This is a genomic window from Nocardioides pacificus (genome assembly GCF_054775955.1).
The window spans coordinates 1,581,782-1,597,837 of sequence record NZ_BAAHCI010000005.1 but is presented as its reverse complement, the minus strand read 5'-3'; the positions used below and the strand labels follow the sequence as shown (position 1 = coordinate 1,597,837).

Below are 16,056 nucleotides of genomic sequence, written 5' to 3'. Positions count from 1 at the left end.
GCTAGTCCGGGGCGCAAGGGAGGCCGGGTGCCAGCGAGGGTCCCGCTCAGTCCGTCGTCAGGTCCAGGTGCATCACGTGCAGACCGACGTAGCCGTGCGCCGGCGAGCGGAACGCGCCCGGCACGGTCCCGACGATCGTGAACCCCAGGCTCTCCCACAGCCGGACGGCCGCGGTGTTGGTCTCCACGACGGCGTTGAACTGGATCGCGCGGAACCCGGCGTCGCGGTGCCACTGCACGACGTACTCCCCCAGCCGGCGACCCACCCCGCGCCCGCGCGCCTCGGGCGCGACCATGAAGCTGGCGGTGCCGACGTGGGCGCCGTTGCCGGGACGGTTCGGCCCCATCTTGGCGGTGCCGAGGACCTGTCCCTCGGCGGTGAGTACGACGGCGTGCCCCGGCGCGGGCTCGACCCACAGTGCCCGCGCCTGCTCGCTGGACAGGTCGGCGGGGTAGGCGTAGGTCTCACCGGCGGCGACGGTCTCGGAGAAGATCGGCCAGATCGCGGGCCAGTCGTCGGCGGTGGCCCCCCTGATGTCGCTCACTCGCCGGTGCTCCCGTCGAGGGCCTCGCGGATCAGGTCCGCGTGGCCGTTGTGGCGGGCGTACTCCTCGATCAGGTGCGTGAGCGTCCAGCGCAGGCTGACGTGGTTGCCGTGACGGCTCCGCGCTGAGAGTCGCTCCAGGCCATCGCCGTCGGCCAGCAGCTCGTCGAGGACCCGGTCGGAGGCGGCGACCGCGTCGTCGAGGAGCGCGTGCAGCTCACCGGGCTCCCTGCCCGCCGCCAGGTGGAAGTCGGCGTCGCGGTCGGCGCGCCAGTCGATCCCGGCCCAGGGCGCGGCCGGGTCGCGCCCTGCCATCACGTGCGGCAGCCAGTAGTCCTCGACGAACGCGAGGTGCGCGAGCAGTCCGCCCAGGGTGAGCGAGCTGGGGGCCAGGGCTGTGTCGAGCTGCGTCGCGTCCAGGCCGGCGGTCTTGAGACGAAGCGTGTCGCGGTGGAAGTCGAGCCATCCGCGCAGCGTCGTGATCTCGTCGCCGGCGATCGGCGGGTCCCTGCGTTCGATCATGGTGAGGCAGCCTAGTGACCGGCGCCGTCGCCGGCATCCGGATTGCGCCGGTGTCGCGACGGCCCCTCGATCGACGGCCGGGAGCCGACGGCGACCATCCCGAGACCCGCGTTGTCGGCGTCCTCGAGGGCGTCGTGCGTGTGCTGCTCGTGGCTGTCGGGCAGCGCCAGCGCGGCGAGCGCGGCCACCACCATCAGGCCCGCCATCACCGAGAAGCCGATCGTGTAGCCCCGCTCGGCAGGCAGCCCGCCGACACCGATGTGGGAGGTCACGACCCCGGCCATCACGGCCGAGCCGACCGCACCGCCGATGGTGCGGATGTTGGCGTTCATCCCGCTGGCCACTCCGGTCTGCGACGGCGGCACGGACGCGACCACGATCCCGGCGAGGCTGGAGAAGACCAGACCCGAGCCGAACCCCTGGATCGAGGTCACCGCCACGACCTGCCAGGCCTCGTCGTGGAAGAGCGCGAGCAGGGTGAAGGCCAGGGCGCTGGTGAGCGTGCCGGTGACCACGACCCGGCGCCCGCCGAACACCCGGACCAGCGGCGCGGTCGCGAAGCCGATCAGAAAGCTGCCCAGCGCCGAGGGCAGCATCAGCCGCCCCGACTCGCTGATGCTGGCGCCCAGGCCGTAGCCGGCCGACGGCGGCGTCTGCAGGAACTGCGGGAGGAAGCCGAACGAGGCGAACATCGAGAAGCCCACGCAGGCCGCGACGACGTTCGTCGTCCACACCCCACGGCGTCGCATCATCGCCATGTCGATGAGCGGCACCTCGATCCGGCTCTCGAGCACCACCCAAACGACCAGGACGACGACGGCGACCACGAGCAGACCGACCACTCGCACCGAGGCCCAGCCCCAGTCGTTGCCGTGGCTGATCGCCATCAGCAGCGCAACCAGCCACGTCGACAGCAGCAGCGCCGGCAGCACCGGCAGGCGGGTGGGGGTCCGCACCGGCGACTCGGGCACCAGGACGACGGCGGTCAGGCCCGCGACGGCGGTGGCGATCATCGGCAGCCAGAACAGCCAGGGATAGCCGAGCCCGTCGACGATCGGTCCGGCGACCACGATCCCGATGCCGAACCCGACCGCGGAGAGCGAGGCGATCACGCTGATGGCATAGCTGACGCGCTCGCGGGGGAACTCGTCGCGGATGATCCCGAAGGACAGCGGCAGCACTCCCCCGCCCGCACCCTGGACGACCCGCGCCACGATCAGCCACTCGACGGTGGTGGACAGCGCCGCCATGCCCGAGCCCACCGTCAGCGCGGTGAGCACGAAGACGAGCATCCGCTTCTTGCCGACGACGTCGCCGATGCGTCCGATCAGGGGGGTGCAGATGGACGCGGAGAGCAGGTAGCCGGTGAGCACCCAGGTGACCGTGGCCTGGTCGGTGCTCAGCTCACGCTGTACCTCCGGCAGCACGGGCACGATCAGTGACTGCAGCAGGGTGAACGCCGAGACGGCTACCGCGAGCACCCCGAACGTCAGCCAGTGGTGGGCCCGGCGCGCGTCGATGGTCCCGCTGCTCACGTCGCCCCCCCGTCGGTGATGCCGATGTCGGCCGCTCGTTGCAGAACGCAACCAGCGCACCTTAGCCGGATCAGGGCAGCCGACCGGTCCGCGGATCCCGGTCGGTGAGGCAGTACGACGTGCCGGTGGGGGCGCGCAGCACCGTCCAGCGCTCGTGGATGTCCTGGATGCTCGCCCCGAGCGCCTCGTGGCGGGCGGCCTCGGCGGCGCGGTCGGTGGTGGAGAGGTCGAGGTGGGCGCGCACCGCGCCGGTCGGCTCGTCCAGGCGCTGCATCAGCAGCCGCAGCGCCATCCCCGGCGGTCGCTCCAGGGCGACGAAGGAGTCGCTGACCGTCGAGGCCCGCGGCGCCTGCCCGGTGAGCGCGGACCAGAAGGCACGCTCGGAGTCCCAGTGCTCGCCGGGGACGTCGATGCACACCTGGTCGAGGATGCTCTGGTGCCCGCCCCAGTCCGCCGGTGGGGGCCGACGACGCGACGGATGCGTCACCAGGCAGAGGACCAGCCCGCCCGGCGAGGCGAGCACGACGTACCCCTTCGGCGGCCGGGCGACGACGCTCGCCCCCAGGCCGACGGCCCGCTCCGCCTCGCTCTCAGGGTCCTCGACGTGCACGTCGAGGTGGATCCGCGACGGACCATCGCCCAGTCGCTGGAGGCGGAGGTGGTCGTCGCCGTCCGGCGGCACGAGCGTCGTGAACTCGCCCTGCGCGCCGCGCGCCGGGGACACGTCGTACCCCGTGACCGCCGCCCAGAAGCGGGTCGCCTCCCCGTGCTCCCCGGGCGCGAGGTCGAGGAACGCGGAGATCCAGAACGGCGCGCTCACGGGTGCGCGGGCCCCTGATCGACCGCCCCCTGGTCGACGGGTCGGTGGAGCACCGCGGAGGTGGGTGTGACCAGCACGTCGTCGCCGGCGACCTGCGCCTGCCCGTCGACGAGCAGCGAGTAGCCGCCCTCCTCGCGCGGCGGGTAGAGCACGGTGACGGCCGGCTGGTGGGTCGCGTTGGCCAGCGAGCCGCGGCCCGGTGCGCGTACGACGAGCACGCCGTCGCGCAGGTCCGGGGCGACGGAGACGGCCTTGACGCCCGGGCGCTCGGCCGGGTCCCCGGCGGTCAGCAGGTAGCCGACGCCGAAGCCGGTCAGCGTGGCGGGGAGCTCGGAGACAGCCACGGGGATGCTCATGGCCCGAGGCTACGCTGCGGCGCGTGGCTGACTCAGTAGACCTCAAGGAGCTCTTCGGGCGCGTGTGCCCCTGCGGCTCGGGCGATGCGTACGACGCGTGCTGCGGGCCGCTGCACCGCCAGCAGCGCCAGGCGGGGACGGCTGAGGAGCTGATGCGCTCGCGCTACTCGGCCTATGCGGTCGGGGACCTCGACCACGTCTTCCGGACCTGGCACCCGCGCACCCGTCCCGACGACCTCACCGCCGACCCGGGCCTCGAGTGGCTGGGCCTCGAGGTCGTCGAGGTGGTGGCCGGCGGCCCCGACGACGTGGAGGGCGTGGTGGCGTTCCGGGCGCGGTTCCGCACCGCCGCGGGGGTCGACGAGCTGGTGGAGCGGAGCCGGTTCGCGCGGCGGGGTGGGCGCTGGGTCTACGTCGACGGGGACGTGGGCTGACCCGCGGTCCGTCCGGTCAGCGATCCACCCCTCCTACCGATCGACCCCTCCTACCGATCGACCCAGCGCTCACCCGCGGGCTCGGCGACCGCGGAGCCGGCGGTGAGCTCGGCCAGCAGCCCGGGCAGCGCGTCCGCCGTCTCGTCGGCGACGCCGATCCGCAACGTGGCGCGGGCCGCGTAGTCGGTGCCGAGGATCGCGATGCCGCGGGTGCGCAGGTCGTTCTCGAGCCGGCCCGCGTCGGCGTGGTCGACGCTGAGCGTGAACTCCCGGACCAGGTCGCGACGCCGGGTGCCGACCTCGTCGAGGCCGGCGCGCACCGCGTCGCCGTACGCTCGGACCAGGCCGCCCGCGCCGAGCAGGATGCCGCCGAACCAGCGGGTGACGACCACGACCACGTCGGAGACCTCGCGGCCGCGGAGGACCTCGAGCATCGGGGCGCCCGCCGTACCGGCCGGCTCGCCGTCGTCGCTGGAGCGCTGGAGCGCCCCGTCGGGACCGAGCACGAACGCGGAGCAGTGGTGGCGGGCGTCCCAGTGCTGCTTGCGCAGCCGCTCGACGACCGCGCGGGCGGCCGCCTCGTCCTCGACGCGGGCCACGGTGGCGAGGAAGCGGGAGCGCTTGATCTCGATCGACGCCTCGCCGTCGCGGGCCGGGACGAGGTAGGAGGAGACGCTCATCCCCAGAACCCGAGGACGTCGCCGCCGATGCGCACGATGAACGCCGACACGACGATGATGAAGAAGGCCCGGACCAGCCCGGCGCCCTTGGCCACCGCGAGGCGGGCGCCGAGGTAGCCGCCGACGAGGTTGGCGACGCCCATCAGCAGCCCGACGTGCCAGAGCACCGCACCCTGAGGGACGAAGATGACCAGCGCGGCCAGGTTGGTGGCCCAGTTGGCCATCCGCGCCTTGGCCGAGGCCTCGAGGAAGCCGTAGCCGAGCAGCCCCACCAGCGCGAACACGAAGAACGAGCCGGTGCCGGGACCGAGCGCGCCGTCGTAGAAACCGACGATCAGCCCGGTGAGCGCGGTCGCCCACAGGTGGCGGCGGCCCTCGAAGCGCAGCAGCGTCAGCTCGCCGACGCTGGGCTTCATCACGACGTAGGCCCCGACCAGGACCAGCACCACCAGCACGATCGGGTCGAACGCCGAGCGCGGGATCAGGCTCGCGATCAGCGCTCCGCCCAGCGATCCCGCGAAGGCCGACGCCATCAACGGCAGGAACGTGCGCGGGTCCGGCCGGATCCGGCGGAAGTAGGTCACCGAGCTGACCGTCGTGCCGCAGATGCTCGCGAGCTTGTTGGTGGCCAGCAGCTGCACCGGCGACGCGCCCGGCAGCCCGATGACGAGCGCCGGCAGCTGGATCAGTCCGCCCCCGCCGACCACCGCGTCGACGAACCCCGCCGCCAGCGCCGCCAGCCCGAGCAGGAGCAGGACGGTGGTGGTGGGGTCGTCCATGCCTGCACCCTATGCAGCCGTCACCGGACTGGCCGTGGTGGGCCTGAGGGGCTCATAGGGCTGCATGAATCCCCGGTCGACCGGGGATCGCTGATGTTGTCGGGCGAAACTTCACCCGACAACATCAGGTTTCCCCGGTCGACCGGGGAAACCGACACCTGGGAGGATCCCCGCCATGCGCATCGTCTCCCTGCTGCCGTCGACCACCGAGATCCTGTTCGCGATCGGGGCGGGCGACGACGTGGTGGGGGTGACCTTCGAGTGCGACTTCCCCGCCGCGGCACGCGAGCGCACGATCGTGTCGACCTCGGCGATGCCCGAGGGGCTCGCGCCCGCGGAGATCGACGCCTGGGTGGCGGACGCGATGCGGCGCGGGGTCGACCTCTACCACCTCGACGAGGGGGCGCTCGCCGGGCTCGACGCCGACCTCGTCGTCACCCAGGACCTGTGCGCGGTGTGCGCGGTCGACGTCTCGGTGGTGGACGACGCGCTCGCGCACCTCGGGTGCCGGGCCGAGGTCCTCACCATCGACCCGCACACGCTCGACGAGGTGCTGGGATCGATCGTCACGCTGGGGCGGGCGACCGGCCACCTCGACGAGGCGGACGCGCTCGTGGCCGACCAACGACGCCGGCTGGCCGCGGTCGCGGCGCGGGTCGCAGGCAGGTCGCGGCCCCGGGTGATGCTCCTGGAGTGGACCGAGCCGCCGTTCGCGCCCGGGCACTGGATCCCGGAGATGATCGCGCTCGCCGGCGGTGATGCCGTCCTCGGGACGGCCGGTGAGAAGTCGGTCCGGGTCACCTGGGAGGACGTGCACGCCGCCGCCCCCGACGTCATCGTCTGCGCGCCGTGCGGCTTCGACCGGGCGGAGTCGCAGCGGCTCGCCGACGAGCTGGTCGCATCGGGGGTGCTCCCGGACGGCGTGCCCGTCCACGCCGTCGACGCGAACGCCTCATGGGCCCGCCCGGGCACCCGCCTGGTCGACGGCGTGGAGGAGCTGGCCCAGCTCCTCCACCCCTGACTCAGCTGCGGGCGAGGAAGGCCAGCAGGTCCTGCCGGGTCAGCACGCCCACCGGCTTGCCGTCCTCGTGGACGAGCACGGCGTCGGCCGCCTCGAGCTCCTCGACCGCCGCGGAGGCCGACGAGGTCGCGCCGACCGTCGGCATGGGCGGGGACATGTGGTCCTCGACGGGATCGGTCAGCTTGGCCGTGCCGGCGTAGAGCGCGTCGAGCAGGGTCCGCTCGGAGACCGAGCCGGCGACCTCCGCCGCCACGATCGGCGGCTCGGCGCGGACGACGGGCATCTGCGAGACGCCGTACTCCCGCAGGATGTGCACGGCCTCGGCGATGGTCTCGCTGGGGTGGGTGTGCACGAGGTCGGGCAGCACGCCGGACTTGCCGCGCAGCACCTCGCCGACGGTCTGCTCCGATGAGGCGGCGAGGAAGCCGTACTGGCCCAGCCACTCGTCGTTGAAGACCTTCGTCAGGTAGCCGCGACCGGAGTCGGGCAGGACCACGACGATGACGGCGTTCTCGCCCTCGGGGGTGCCGGCGAGCTCACGGGCCAGCTGGCGCGCGGCCCAGGCCGCCATGCCCGACGAGCCGCCGACGAGCAGCGCCTCCTCGCGGGCCAGGCGACGGGTCATCGCGAACGAGTCGGCGTCGGAGACCTCGATGATCCGGTCTGCCACGGACTTGTCGTAGGTGGTCGGCCAGAAGTCCTCGCCGACGCCCTCGACGAGGTAGGGGCGACCGGTGCCGCCGGAGTAGACCGAGCCGGCCGGGTCCGCGCCGACGACCTGGACGGCCGGGTTCTGCTCCTTGAGGTAGCGCCCGATGCCGCTGATCGTGCCGCCGGTGCCGACGCCGGTCACCAGGTGGGTGATCCGACCGTCGGTCTGCGCCCAGATCTCGGGGCCGGTGGTCTCGTAGTGCGAGCGCGGGTTCTCCTGGTTGGAGTACTGGTCCGGCTTCCACGCGCCGGGCTGCGAGGCCAGGCGGTCGGAGACGTTGTAGTAGGAGTCGGGGTGCTCGGGGGCCACCGCGGTCGGGCACACGACGACCTGCGCGCCGTACGCCTTGAGGACGTTGCGCTTGTCCTCGCTCACCTTGTCGGGGCACACGAAGATGCACTGGTAGCCGCGCTCCTGCGCGACCATCGCCAGCCCCACGCCGGTGTTGCCGGAGGTGGGCTCGACGATCGTGCCGCCGGGCTGCAGCGCGCCGGACTTCTCGGCCGCGTCGACCATCCGGACCGCGATGCGGTCCTTGATGGAGCCGCCGGGGTTGAGGTACTCGACCTTCGCCAGGACCATCGGCCCGGTCGTGGTGCCGGCCAGGCGAGCGGCTGCGTCGGTGTCGGGGTCGTCGAGGGATCGGGACAGCCGCACGAGCGGGGTGTTGCCGATCAGGTCAAGGAGGGAGTCCACATACTGCACCGGCCCAATGTGCCACCGCACCCGTCGGGCAGCAAACCCACGCACCCCCTCGTAGAGTGGCCCCGTGGGGAAAGCTGCTGCCGCCAGGAGACTCGCCTCGGCTGCCGCCTACGGCGGCGGGGGCCTCTCAGTCCTCGGCGCGGGCTTGTACGGCGTGCTCACCGCCGAGGCCAAGCTCGCCCGCAAGGCCATCGGGACCGTCTCCGAGGAGCCGCCCCCGGACGCGACCGGCTGGTACGGCCGCGGCCGCCCCGGGCCCGCGATCAAGGTCGCGCTGCTCGGCGACTCGAGCGCGGCCGGGTACGGCGTCGAGCGCGTCGAGGAGACGCCGGGAGCCCGGCTAGCCTCGGGCCTGGCCGCGCGCGCGGACCGGCGCGTCTACCTGCGCGAGTTCGCCGTCGTCGGGGCCCAGTCCTCCGACCTCGCCTCCCAGATCGACCGCACCCTGCCCATCGAGCCCGACGTCGCGCTGATCCTCGTCGGCGCCAACGACGTGACCCACACCGTGCTGCCGTCGCAGTCGGTGCAGCACCTCGCCGAGGGGGTACGACGGCTGCGTGAGGCCGGAGTGCAGGTCGTCGTCGGCACCTGCCCGGATCTGGGCACCATCAAGCCGATCGCGCCGCCGCTGAAGCAGATCGCCCGCACCTGGTCGCGCCGACTCGCCGCGGCACAGACGATCGCGGCCGTCGAGGCGGGCGGACGGACCGTCTCGCTCAGCTCGGTGCTGGGCCCGGAGTTCGAGGCGGCGCCCGCGCTGCTCTTCGGACCCGACCAGTTCCACCCCTCGGCGGACGGCTACCGCTCGCTGGCGGCGGTGCTGCTGCCCTCGACGCTGGCCGCGCTCGGCCTGATCCCCGAGGACGAGGCAGCCCCCGAGGCCTTCCGCGGCGAGGGCGTGCTGCCCATCGCGACGGCGGCGGTCCAGGCCGCCCGGACCCCGGGCACCGAGGTCGACGGCACCGAGGTGGCCGGCGCGCGCCGCGGCGTACGCGGTCGCTGGGCGGAGATCCGCCACCGTCGCCGGCACCCGCAGGCCGAGGCCGAGGCTCCGCAGGACGACGACGAGCCCAGCCAGGAGGCGGACGAGGGTCCGAGCGGCGCCGCCGACGGGGAGTCACAGCCGGCCATCGGCTGACCTCAGCTCCGCGGCCCGCTCCAGAGCGGGTCGAGGGCGTCCAGCAGCTCGTCGATGCTCGCAGTCCCCTCCCCCTCCAGCTCACCGATCTCCGCCCCCACCAGCTCGCCGGTCGCCACCGCGTCGGCGCACGCCCGCAGGTCGGCCAGCGTGAGCCCGCCGGGCACCCGGTAGTCGGTGCTGATCACACCGGGCTCGAGCACGTCGCAGTCGAGGTGGAAGTAGACCGGCCGCCCCGCCACGGCCTCGGCGAGCCGCTCCCCCAGCGACGGACCGCCCGCGACCAGCGCGACCCGCCCCGCGTCGAGATGCTCCTGCTCGGCCGGTCGAGGTCACGGGCGCCGACCAGGATCGCCTGCTCGGCGGGCAGCCCGGCGCCCAGCCCGGAGTCCCACCAGCCCAGCGGCCCGGACAGCGCCATCCCGCCGAGGTAGCCGGTGCCCGTGTCCGCCGGCACGTTCAGGTCGCCGTGCGCATCGAGCCAGACGACCACGGCGTCCGGCCGGTGCCGCAGCACGACCGGCTGCGTCGCCAGCGCCACGGCGCAGCGCGTGATCGCCGAGATCGGCGTCAGCCCGCCGCTCAGCACGTCGTCGATGCGCGCGGCCATCTCCCGCAGCGCAGGCGTGGCGTGGACCAGCTCCGGCTCCCACCCCTGGTCCAGCGGCGCCCCGGGCGAGCCGACGCACACCGGCGCCACCCCGAGTCGTCGCCCCAGCGCCTCCCCCACCGCGGAGACGGCCCGCATGGCGCGCTCGTTGTGGTCCCCGGCCGGGCCGGCGTACGTCGTGACGGCGAAGGTCATGGCCGCACGCTAGCCCCCACTGCCCCCTTGTAACGCGGGGTTATCGCGGCTACCGCAGCGCTAGAACGCTGTGGCAGTCACGATAACCCCGCGTTACATGGGGGCGGTGCGGACGTCAGGCCCACGGATCCTCGCGCCGCCACGCCGTCGGCAGACTGAGCACGACCCCCTGCCGCCGGGCGAGGTCGCCGAGCACCCGCATCGTGACGTCGAGGTCGTCGCCGGCATAGGGCAGCGCCCGAAGCGGCCGGTCCAGGGGGCGGAAGAAGTCGTCCCAGTGGATGAGTACGACGCGGCGCGCGCCGACCGCCTCCACCGTCTCGGCCCAGTAGTCGCGCAGGTAGTCCTCGTCCAGCAGCCCGAGCTGTCCCACCCCGAGATAGGCGACGTCGGCGCTGCATCCCGCAAGAGCCCCGGGCACGAAGCCGGCGCTGCCCTGGATCAGCGCGGTCCGCCCGGAGCCGTGCGCCAGCAGGATCGACCACGCCTCGCCGCACTTGTAGGCATCGCGGCGCACCGGGGGGACCACGGGCTCGGTGATCACCCCGGGCGAGCGGTCGGGAGGACAGTGGTCGGACTCGATGAGCACCAGCTCGAAGTCCCCGAGGGCGATCGACTCCCCCGCGACGGCGACGCGGAGACGGTCCTCGGTCAGGCCGTGCCCTCGCCCGACGTACGCCGCCGACTCGCCGCCCACGAGCAGCGCACCGGTCCGCTCCGCGACGACGGCGGAGTCCAGGGCGTGGTCGTAGTGGGTGTGCACCGGCACCACCGCCTCGAGCCGGTCGACCCCGGCCCGGGCCAGCGCCGCCTCGATCCGCGCACGGTCGGGGGCGATCCGCCGGACGCCTGCGCGCAGCAGCGAGGGCCGGGAGAAGAACCCGTCGGTCATCACGGCGCAGCTGCCGTCGTCCACGAGCAGGGTCGAGACCCCCAGGAACGTGACGGCGAAGGGTCCCTGGGCCGCCGGCACGTCGAAGCGAGCGGCATACCTCTCCAGGTCGGGACGACCGAGCTTCAGGCGCATGCGAGGAGGCTAGGGCCTGCGCAGCGCCCCGGGGCCGAGGTCGCATGAAAAGGTGTCCACCGTGACTCACGAGCTGCAGGTACGCGCCCCGATGATCGGCACCGTGGTGCGGCTGAGCGCCGGCCCCGGCGACCTCGTCCCCGCCGGCGGCACGCTGCTGGTCCTGGAGTCGATGAAGATGGAGCACCCGATCACGGCACCCGCGGGATCCGGCTGGTTCGAGGTCACCGCGGTGAGCGTCGCCCTGCGCGACGGCGTACGGCGCGACCAGCCGCTGGTCGTGCTCCGCGAGGCCCAGGCACCGGCCGACCCGTCCCCCACGGCGGCCGACCCGAAGCCCGACGACAGCGACACCCTGCGCCCCGACGTCGCCGAGGTCGTGCACCGCCACTCCTTCGGCCTCGACGAGTTTCGCCCCACGGCCGTCGCCCGGCGCCGCGAGCGCGGCCAGCGCACCGCGCGCGAGAACGTGAACGACCTCTGCGACGAGGGCACGCTCGTGGAGTACGGCCCCCTCGCCATCGCCGCCCAGCGCAGCCGTCGCTCGCTCGAGGACCTGGTCGCCAACACCCCCGCCGACGGGCTGATCACCGGGATCGCCGAGATCGACGGGCGCCGCTGCGCGGTCCTGGCGTACGACGCGACGGTGCTGGCCGGCACGCAGGGGCTGCGCAACCACCAGAAGACCGACCGCCTCGTCGAGCTCGCCGAGCAGCTGCGGACTCCGGTGGTGCTCTTCGCCGAGGGCGGGGGCGGGCGGCCCGGCGACACCGACATGCCGGTCGTCGCGATGCTCGACCTCTCGACGTTCCACCGCTTCGCCCGGCTGAGCGGGCAGGTCCCGCTCGTCGGCATCGCGGCCGGACGCTGCTTCGCCGGCAACGCCGCCCTGCTCGGCTGCTGCGACGTCATCATCGCCACCCGCGACTCCAACATCGGGATGGGTGGCCCGGCGATGATCGAGGGCGGCGGCCTGGGCGTGCACCGCCCCGAGGAGATCGGCCCCTCCGACGTGCAGAGCGCCAACGGCGTCATCGACGTGCTGGTCGAGGACGAGACGGAGGCCGTCGCGGTGGCGAAGCGCTACCTCTCCTACTTCGATGGACCCCACGACGACTGGCAGTGCGCCCCCCAGGAGCAGCTGCGCGACGTCGTCCCCCTCGACCGGGTCCGGGCCTTCGACGTACGACGCCTGGTCGAGCTGCTCGCGGACACCGGCTCGGTTCTCGAGCTGCGCCGCGGCTTCGGGCGCGGGATCGTGACGGCGCTGGTCCGGGTCGAGGGACGGCCCTACGGACTGCTCGCCAACAGCAGCGAGCACCTCGGCGGCGCCATCGACAGCGAGGGCGCCGACAAGGCCGCGGCCTTCCTCGAGCTCTGCGAGAGCCACGGGCTGCCGGTGATCTCGCTGTGCGACACCCCCGGCTTCATGGTGGGTCCGGACGCCGAGCGCAGCGGGTCGGTGCGCCGGTTCGGCGGGCTCTTCACGAAGGGCGCGCGGCTCACGGTGCCGGTCGTCACGGTCGTGGTCCGCAAGGCCTACGGGCTGGGCGCGATGGCGATGGCGGCCGGTGGCTTCAAGGTGCCGCTGGCGACGCTGGCCTGGCCGACCGGGGAGGTCGGCGCGATGGGCCTCGAGGGTGCGGTCAAGCTCGGCTTCCGCCGCGAGCTCGACGCGATCGAGGACGAGGCCGAGCGGCAGCGCTTCCTCGACGAGATGATCGAGCTCGCCTACGAGCAGGGCAAGGCGCTCAACGCCGCCACCGTCTTCGAGCTCGACGACGTGATCGACCCCGCCGACACGCGCCGCTGGATCAGCCGGCTGCTCGGCTGACACTTCGGACCGGGCCGCTCCTAGACTTGTGCGGTGGCGGTCAACCGGAGTCGCAAGGCGCGCTATGCGCGCAGACGCAAGGTCCGGATGGGACGCGTCGAGCACGACCTGAGCCCCGAGCAGTGGGAGGCCCTCCAGTCGGCGTGGGGCGGCTGCGCCTACTGCGGCGTGAGCGACAAGCCGCTGCAGCGCGACTGCGTGCTGCCGATCTCACGCGGCGGGCGCTACACCCTCGACAACATCGCGCCGGCCTGCGGCTCGTGCAACGCCAGCAAGTGCAACGACGAGGTCACCGGCTGGCTGCGTCGCAAGAAGCTCGACGAGCGGGCGTTCCTGGAGCGCCACGTCGCGATCTCCGCGGCGATGACGGCGCGCTTCGCGCCGGCCACCGACACGGAGTAGCCCGGCCCGAACGCACGAGAGCCCCGGGCGCACTGCCCGGGGCTCTCGTCGTACGACGTGTGGTGGGTGCTGCGTCAGTCGGAGCTGAAGATCGCCATCAGACGCAGCAGGTTGGTGTAGATCCAGACCAGGCTGACGGTCATCGCGAACGCCGCGCGCCACGACTCACGCTGCTCGAGGCCGGCGGCGATCCCCTTCTCGACGAAGTCGAAGTCGAGGATCAGCATGAAGACACCGAGCGCCAGGCCGGCGACCGCGAAGATCAGGCCGAGCGCGCCGGTCTCGAAGAGCCCGAACGAGGCACCGAAGGCGGAGAGCATCAGCTCGAGCAGGCCGAGCGCGACCATGCCGAACATCGCGGCCACGACCATCTTGCGGAACTTGTCACTGACCTGGATGTTGAGGAACTTGTAGGCGGCCAGCGTGCCGATGAAGGCCGCGAAGGTGCCCAGCACCGCGTTGGTGACGACACCGTCGCCGAACTGTGCGTCGAAGATCTTGCTCAGGCCGCCGAGCGCCATGCCCTCGAGGACCGCGAAGACGAGCACCAGGGCGGGGCTGATGACGCGCTTGAAGGAGTTGACCAGCGACATCGCGAAGGCGCCGAACGAGCCGACGAGGAACGCGAGCATCAGCGAGCCGGAGACCCCGGTCTCGGCCGTGATCTCGGGGGTGAGCAGCCAGGTCGCGAACGCGGTCACGATCACGACGCCCAGCGAGACGCCGGTGGCCTGGACGACCGAGTCGATGGTCATCCGGTCCTGCTGCGCCGGGGGGGCCTGGCGGGTCATGTCCCAGGTGGACGGGTCGGAGTAGCCGGGCTGGGCGTAGCCCTGCTGGCCCTGCTGCCCATATCCCTGCTGGCCGTAGCCGCCGGGGTAGGTCTGGTTGGTGCTCGACCCGTTGAACTCGGCCGAGCGCCTGAACACCGGGTTGTTGCTCTGCATGGTCTCTCCTCGAGGCCGGGGGTACCGTCGGGTGACGATCAAGCGTGCTGCCCAGTCTAGGGGTCAGCGCGCATCGTGCGGTTGTGTCAGGTTCAACGAGGGGTCGGGCCCCGGTGTTCCCACTCTCAGGAACATCTCAGCCCCGGGCCGAGCCGGGCCCCGATCAGCGGACCCGCGTGGTGATCCGCACCGTCACCTGGCCCTTCCCGCGGGCCCGGACCAGCACCTGACGTGCGGTGCGCTCCGCGACCCGACCGCCGCGCACGCGCACGTCGTACCCCTCGGGGTAGTGCAGCGGGCTGACGAAGATCCGGGTCGGCGCCGAGATCCGCCGGTCGGGGCGGTAGCGGAACTGGAAGTCGCCGCTGCGCGGGTCGAACGACATCGCCATCGGCGTGCCCGCGGTGGCCTGCGCATAGGTGCGCACCAGCACGCGCAGCTTGTCGCGTTTGGCGGTGGACAGGTCCCGGTCGTCACGGAAGAGGCCCTGGTCGGTGTCGGCGGTGGTCGGGTCGTTCCAGAACTTGTAGGCCCAGTGGGTCCAGCCCATCAGGTGCCTGTCGGCCGCGGCGGCGTCGATCTCGACGGCGCGCACGTTGTCGGTGGCGCCCCACTCGCTCATCAGCGGCACGGCGCGCATCCGCCTCGCCTGGTCGAGCGCGTGCTCCTGACGCTCGCCGGCGAAGTCCGTGCACTTCTCCACGTCCCCGATCGGGAGGCCCTGCGACTCCAGGAACACCTCGGGGCAGTAGCTGTGCCAGGACAGGCCGAGCTGGTCCTCCCCGGCCACGTCGGTGAAGAAGGTCTCGAGCTGCTGGCCGCCGGCGAACTGCTGGGGCTCCCACCACACGACGTTCTCGCCGTCGATGCGACGGATGGCGCGCAGTGCCTTCTCGAACGCCGGCTGCAGCTCCCGCTCGTAGGTCGACGCGCAGCCGCCGATCAGGCAGGCGGCCCACTCCTTCCCGGCCCACGGCTCGTTGATCAGGTCGTAGCCCATCAGGTGCGGCTGACGGCGCCAGGTCCGCGCCGCGACCTTCCACGCGTCGACCCACCCGTCGAGCACGCCCCCCTTGTTGGCCCAGAAGTCGTCGAAGACCGTGGAGACCTCCGGCGTCCAGTAGCCGGTCGGGAAGGGCGCGTTCACCGGCGGCAGCAGGTCGTACGGCGAGGGGCGGACCGCTGCCCAGTCGGGCGCGCCCTCCCCGCCGTACGTCTCGTGCCACTGGTCCTGGTGGAAGTCGAGCATCATCCAGATCCCGCGCTTCGAGAGCTGGTCCATCACCCGCTGCCACTTCGCGACGTAGGCCGGGTCCTCGACGCCGGCCTCGTCCGGGGTGAGGCCGGCCCACAGGGTGCCGAGCCGGGCGCCGTTGAAGCCGTGCCGGGCCAGCCAGCGGGCGTCACGGGCGGTGAACCCGGCCTTCGTCGCCGGCGGGGCGTAGGGCTTGCGCTTCCACACCAGGTTGAGCCCGTGCACGATCACCACACGGCCCTGCGGGTCCACCAGCCACCGCCCCTGGCGGCGCAGCTGGGGCGGAGGTGCGGGTGATCGCTCGGCGGCAGCGACGGGGGCAGCGCCGGGGGCTGCCACGGCCGGCGAGGCGTCGAGCGCCAGCAGCGAGCCGAGCAGCATCACCACGCTCAGCAGCCAGACCAGAACCGGACGCGGACCCCGAGCGCTCATGTGCAACACGTTCTACCAACGGCGCCGGAGGCCGGAGGTTACCTCTGCGCGAAGACCCTGCGCGTGACGGCGGCCGGCGCTGCTCGTTGGGCACCGCAGCCCCCTCCGG

The 16,056-nt window shown here is 73.0% G+C and carries 18 protein-coding genes; 5 read left to right on the top strand and 13 right to left on the bottom strand.

The genetic code is table 11. From position 1 onward, the window contains the following. Positions 1–46: 46 nt before the first annotated feature. From ACYU7L_RS10275 to ACYU7L_RS10255, 5 genes are all read right to left on the bottom strand, one after another. Complete coding sequence (locus tag ACYU7L_RS10275) at positions 47–544, bottom strand: GNAT family N-acetyltransferase (RefSeq protein ID WP_460795842.1); 498 nt, start codon at positions 542–544, stop codon at positions 47–49. Next, positions 541–1,065, bottom strand: coding sequence for a DinB family protein (locus ACYU7L_RS10270; protein ID WP_460795840.1), 525 nt, complete (start codon positions 1,063–1,065; stop codon positions 541–543). Before ACYU7L_RS10270 ends, ACYU7L_RS10275 begins: the two co-directional genes overlap by 4 nt. An 11-nt stretch (positions 1,066–1,076) precedes the next feature. Next, positions 1,077–2,600 carry an MFS transporter gene (locus ACYU7L_RS10265; protein WP_460795838.1) on the bottom strand — a complete coding sequence of 508 codons (1,524 nt, stop codon included), beginning with the start codon at positions 2,598–2,600 and terminating at the stop codon, positions 1,077–1,079. Positions 2,601–2,670: 70 nt separating this feature from the next. After that, complete coding sequence (locus ACYU7L_RS10260; RefSeq protein WP_460795834.1) at positions 2,671–3,420, bottom strand: VOC family protein; 750 nt, start codon at positions 3,418–3,420, stop codon at positions 2,671–2,673. Continuing rightward, positions 3,417–3,776 (bottom strand): pyridoxamine 5'-phosphate oxidase, encoded by a 360-nt coding sequence (locus tag ACYU7L_RS10255; protein WP_460795832.1) that lies wholly within the window; start codon positions 3,774–3,776, stop codon positions 3,417–3,419. The genes ACYU7L_RS10260 and ACYU7L_RS10255 overlap by 4 nt, the downstream gene beginning before the upstream one ends. 23 nt (positions 3,777–3,799) lie before the next feature. Here ACYU7L_RS10255 and ACYU7L_RS10250 point away from each other — a divergent pair, with 23 nt between their 5' ends. Further along, complete coding sequence (locus ACYU7L_RS10250) at positions 3,800–4,210, top strand: YchJ family protein (protein ID WP_460795830.1); 411 nt, start codon at positions 3,800–3,802, stop codon at positions 4,208–4,210. Positions 4,211–4,260: 50 nt separating this feature from the next. On the opposite strand, the gene ACYU7L_RS10245 is transcribed toward ACYU7L_RS10250, so the two are convergent. Both ACYU7L_RS10245 and ACYU7L_RS10240 read right to left on the bottom strand, forming a co-directional pair. Next, complete coding sequence (locus ACYU7L_RS10245) at positions 4,261–4,890, bottom strand: YigZ family protein (RefSeq protein ID WP_460795826.1); 630 nt, start codon at positions 4,888–4,890, stop codon at positions 4,261–4,263. Beyond that, entirely contained in the window at positions 4,887–5,669 is a 783-nt protein-coding gene (locus ACYU7L_RS10240; protein ID WP_460795824.1) for a sulfite exporter TauE/SafE family protein, read from the bottom strand. Before ACYU7L_RS10240 ends, ACYU7L_RS10245 begins: the two co-directional genes overlap by 4 nt. Positions 5,670–5,844: 175 nt before the next feature. Here ACYU7L_RS10240 and ACYU7L_RS10235 point away from each other — a divergent pair, with 175 nt between their 5' ends. Further along, positions 5,845–6,690, top strand: coding sequence for an ABC transporter substrate-binding protein (locus ACYU7L_RS10235; protein ID WP_460795820.1), 846 nt, complete (start codon positions 5,845–5,847; stop codon positions 6,688–6,690). A gap of 1 nt (position 6,691) precedes the next feature. Here the strand turns inward: ACYU7L_RS10235 and ACYU7L_RS10230 are convergent, their stop codons facing one another. Then, complete coding sequence (locus ACYU7L_RS10230; RefSeq protein ID WP_460795818.1) at positions 6,692–8,107, bottom strand: cystathionine beta-synthase; 1,416 nt, start codon at positions 8,105–8,107, stop codon at positions 6,692–6,694. A 64-nt stretch (positions 8,108–8,171) separates the two neighbouring features. Between ACYU7L_RS10230 and ACYU7L_RS10225 the strand changes: the two genes are divergently transcribed. Then, the gene (locus ACYU7L_RS10225) at positions 8,172–9,245 is read left to right on the top strand and encodes an SGNH/GDSL hydrolase family protein (RefSeq protein WP_460795816.1); all 1,074 of its coding nucleotides are present in this window, start codon (positions 8,172–8,174) and stop codon (positions 9,243–9,245) included. A 2-nt stretch (positions 9,246–9,247) separates the two neighbouring features. Here ACYU7L_RS10225 and ACYU7L_RS10220 read toward each other — a convergent pair whose 3' ends face one another. From ACYU7L_RS10220 to ACYU7L_RS10210, 3 genes are all read right to left on the bottom strand, one after another. Continuing rightward, positions 9,248–9,448, bottom strand: a complete 201-nt coding sequence (locus ACYU7L_RS10220; RefSeq protein WP_460795814.1) for a hypothetical protein — start codon at positions 9,446–9,448, stop codon at positions 9,248–9,250. Beyond that, complete coding sequence (locus ACYU7L_RS10215; RefSeq protein ID WP_460795811.1) at positions 9,430–10,050, bottom strand: arginase family protein; 621 nt, start codon at positions 10,048–10,050, stop codon at positions 9,430–9,432. The genes ACYU7L_RS10220 and ACYU7L_RS10215 overlap by 19 nt, the downstream gene beginning before the upstream one ends. A 115-nt stretch (positions 10,051–10,165) precedes the next feature. Then, on the bottom strand, positions 10,166–11,077 hold the full coding sequence (locus ACYU7L_RS10210) for an MBL fold metallo-hydrolase (protein WP_460795808.1): 912 nt from the start codon (positions 11,075–11,077) through the stop codon (positions 10,166–10,168). A gap of 61 nt (positions 11,078–11,138) precedes the next feature. Here ACYU7L_RS10210 and ACYU7L_RS10205 point away from each other — a divergent pair, with 61 nt between their 5' ends. Next, the gene (locus ACYU7L_RS10205) at positions 11,139–12,911 is read left to right on the top strand and encodes a carboxyl transferase domain-containing protein (protein ID WP_460795805.1); all 1,773 of its coding nucleotides are present in this window, start codon (positions 11,139–11,141) and stop codon (positions 12,909–12,911) included. Between the two features lie 33 nt (positions 12,912–12,944). Further along, the gene (locus ACYU7L_RS10200; RefSeq protein ID WP_460795800.1) at positions 12,945–13,313 is read left to right on the top strand and encodes an HNH endonuclease; all 369 of its coding nucleotides are present in this window, start codon (positions 12,945–12,947) and stop codon (positions 13,311–13,313) included. 74 nt (positions 13,314–13,387) lie between these two features. On the opposite strand, the gene ACYU7L_RS10195 is transcribed toward ACYU7L_RS10200, so the two are convergent. After that, positions 13,388–14,260, bottom strand: a complete 873-nt coding sequence (locus ACYU7L_RS10195) for a Bax inhibitor-1/YccA family protein (RefSeq protein WP_460795797.1) — start codon at positions 14,258–14,260, stop codon at positions 13,388–13,390. A gap of 163 nt (positions 14,261–14,423) precedes the next feature. Further along, complete coding sequence (locus ACYU7L_RS10190; protein ID WP_460795795.1) at positions 14,424–15,947, bottom strand: cellulase family glycosylhydrolase; 1,524 nt, start codon at positions 15,945–15,947, stop codon at positions 14,424–14,426. Positions 15,948–16,056: the final 109 nt, after the last annotated feature.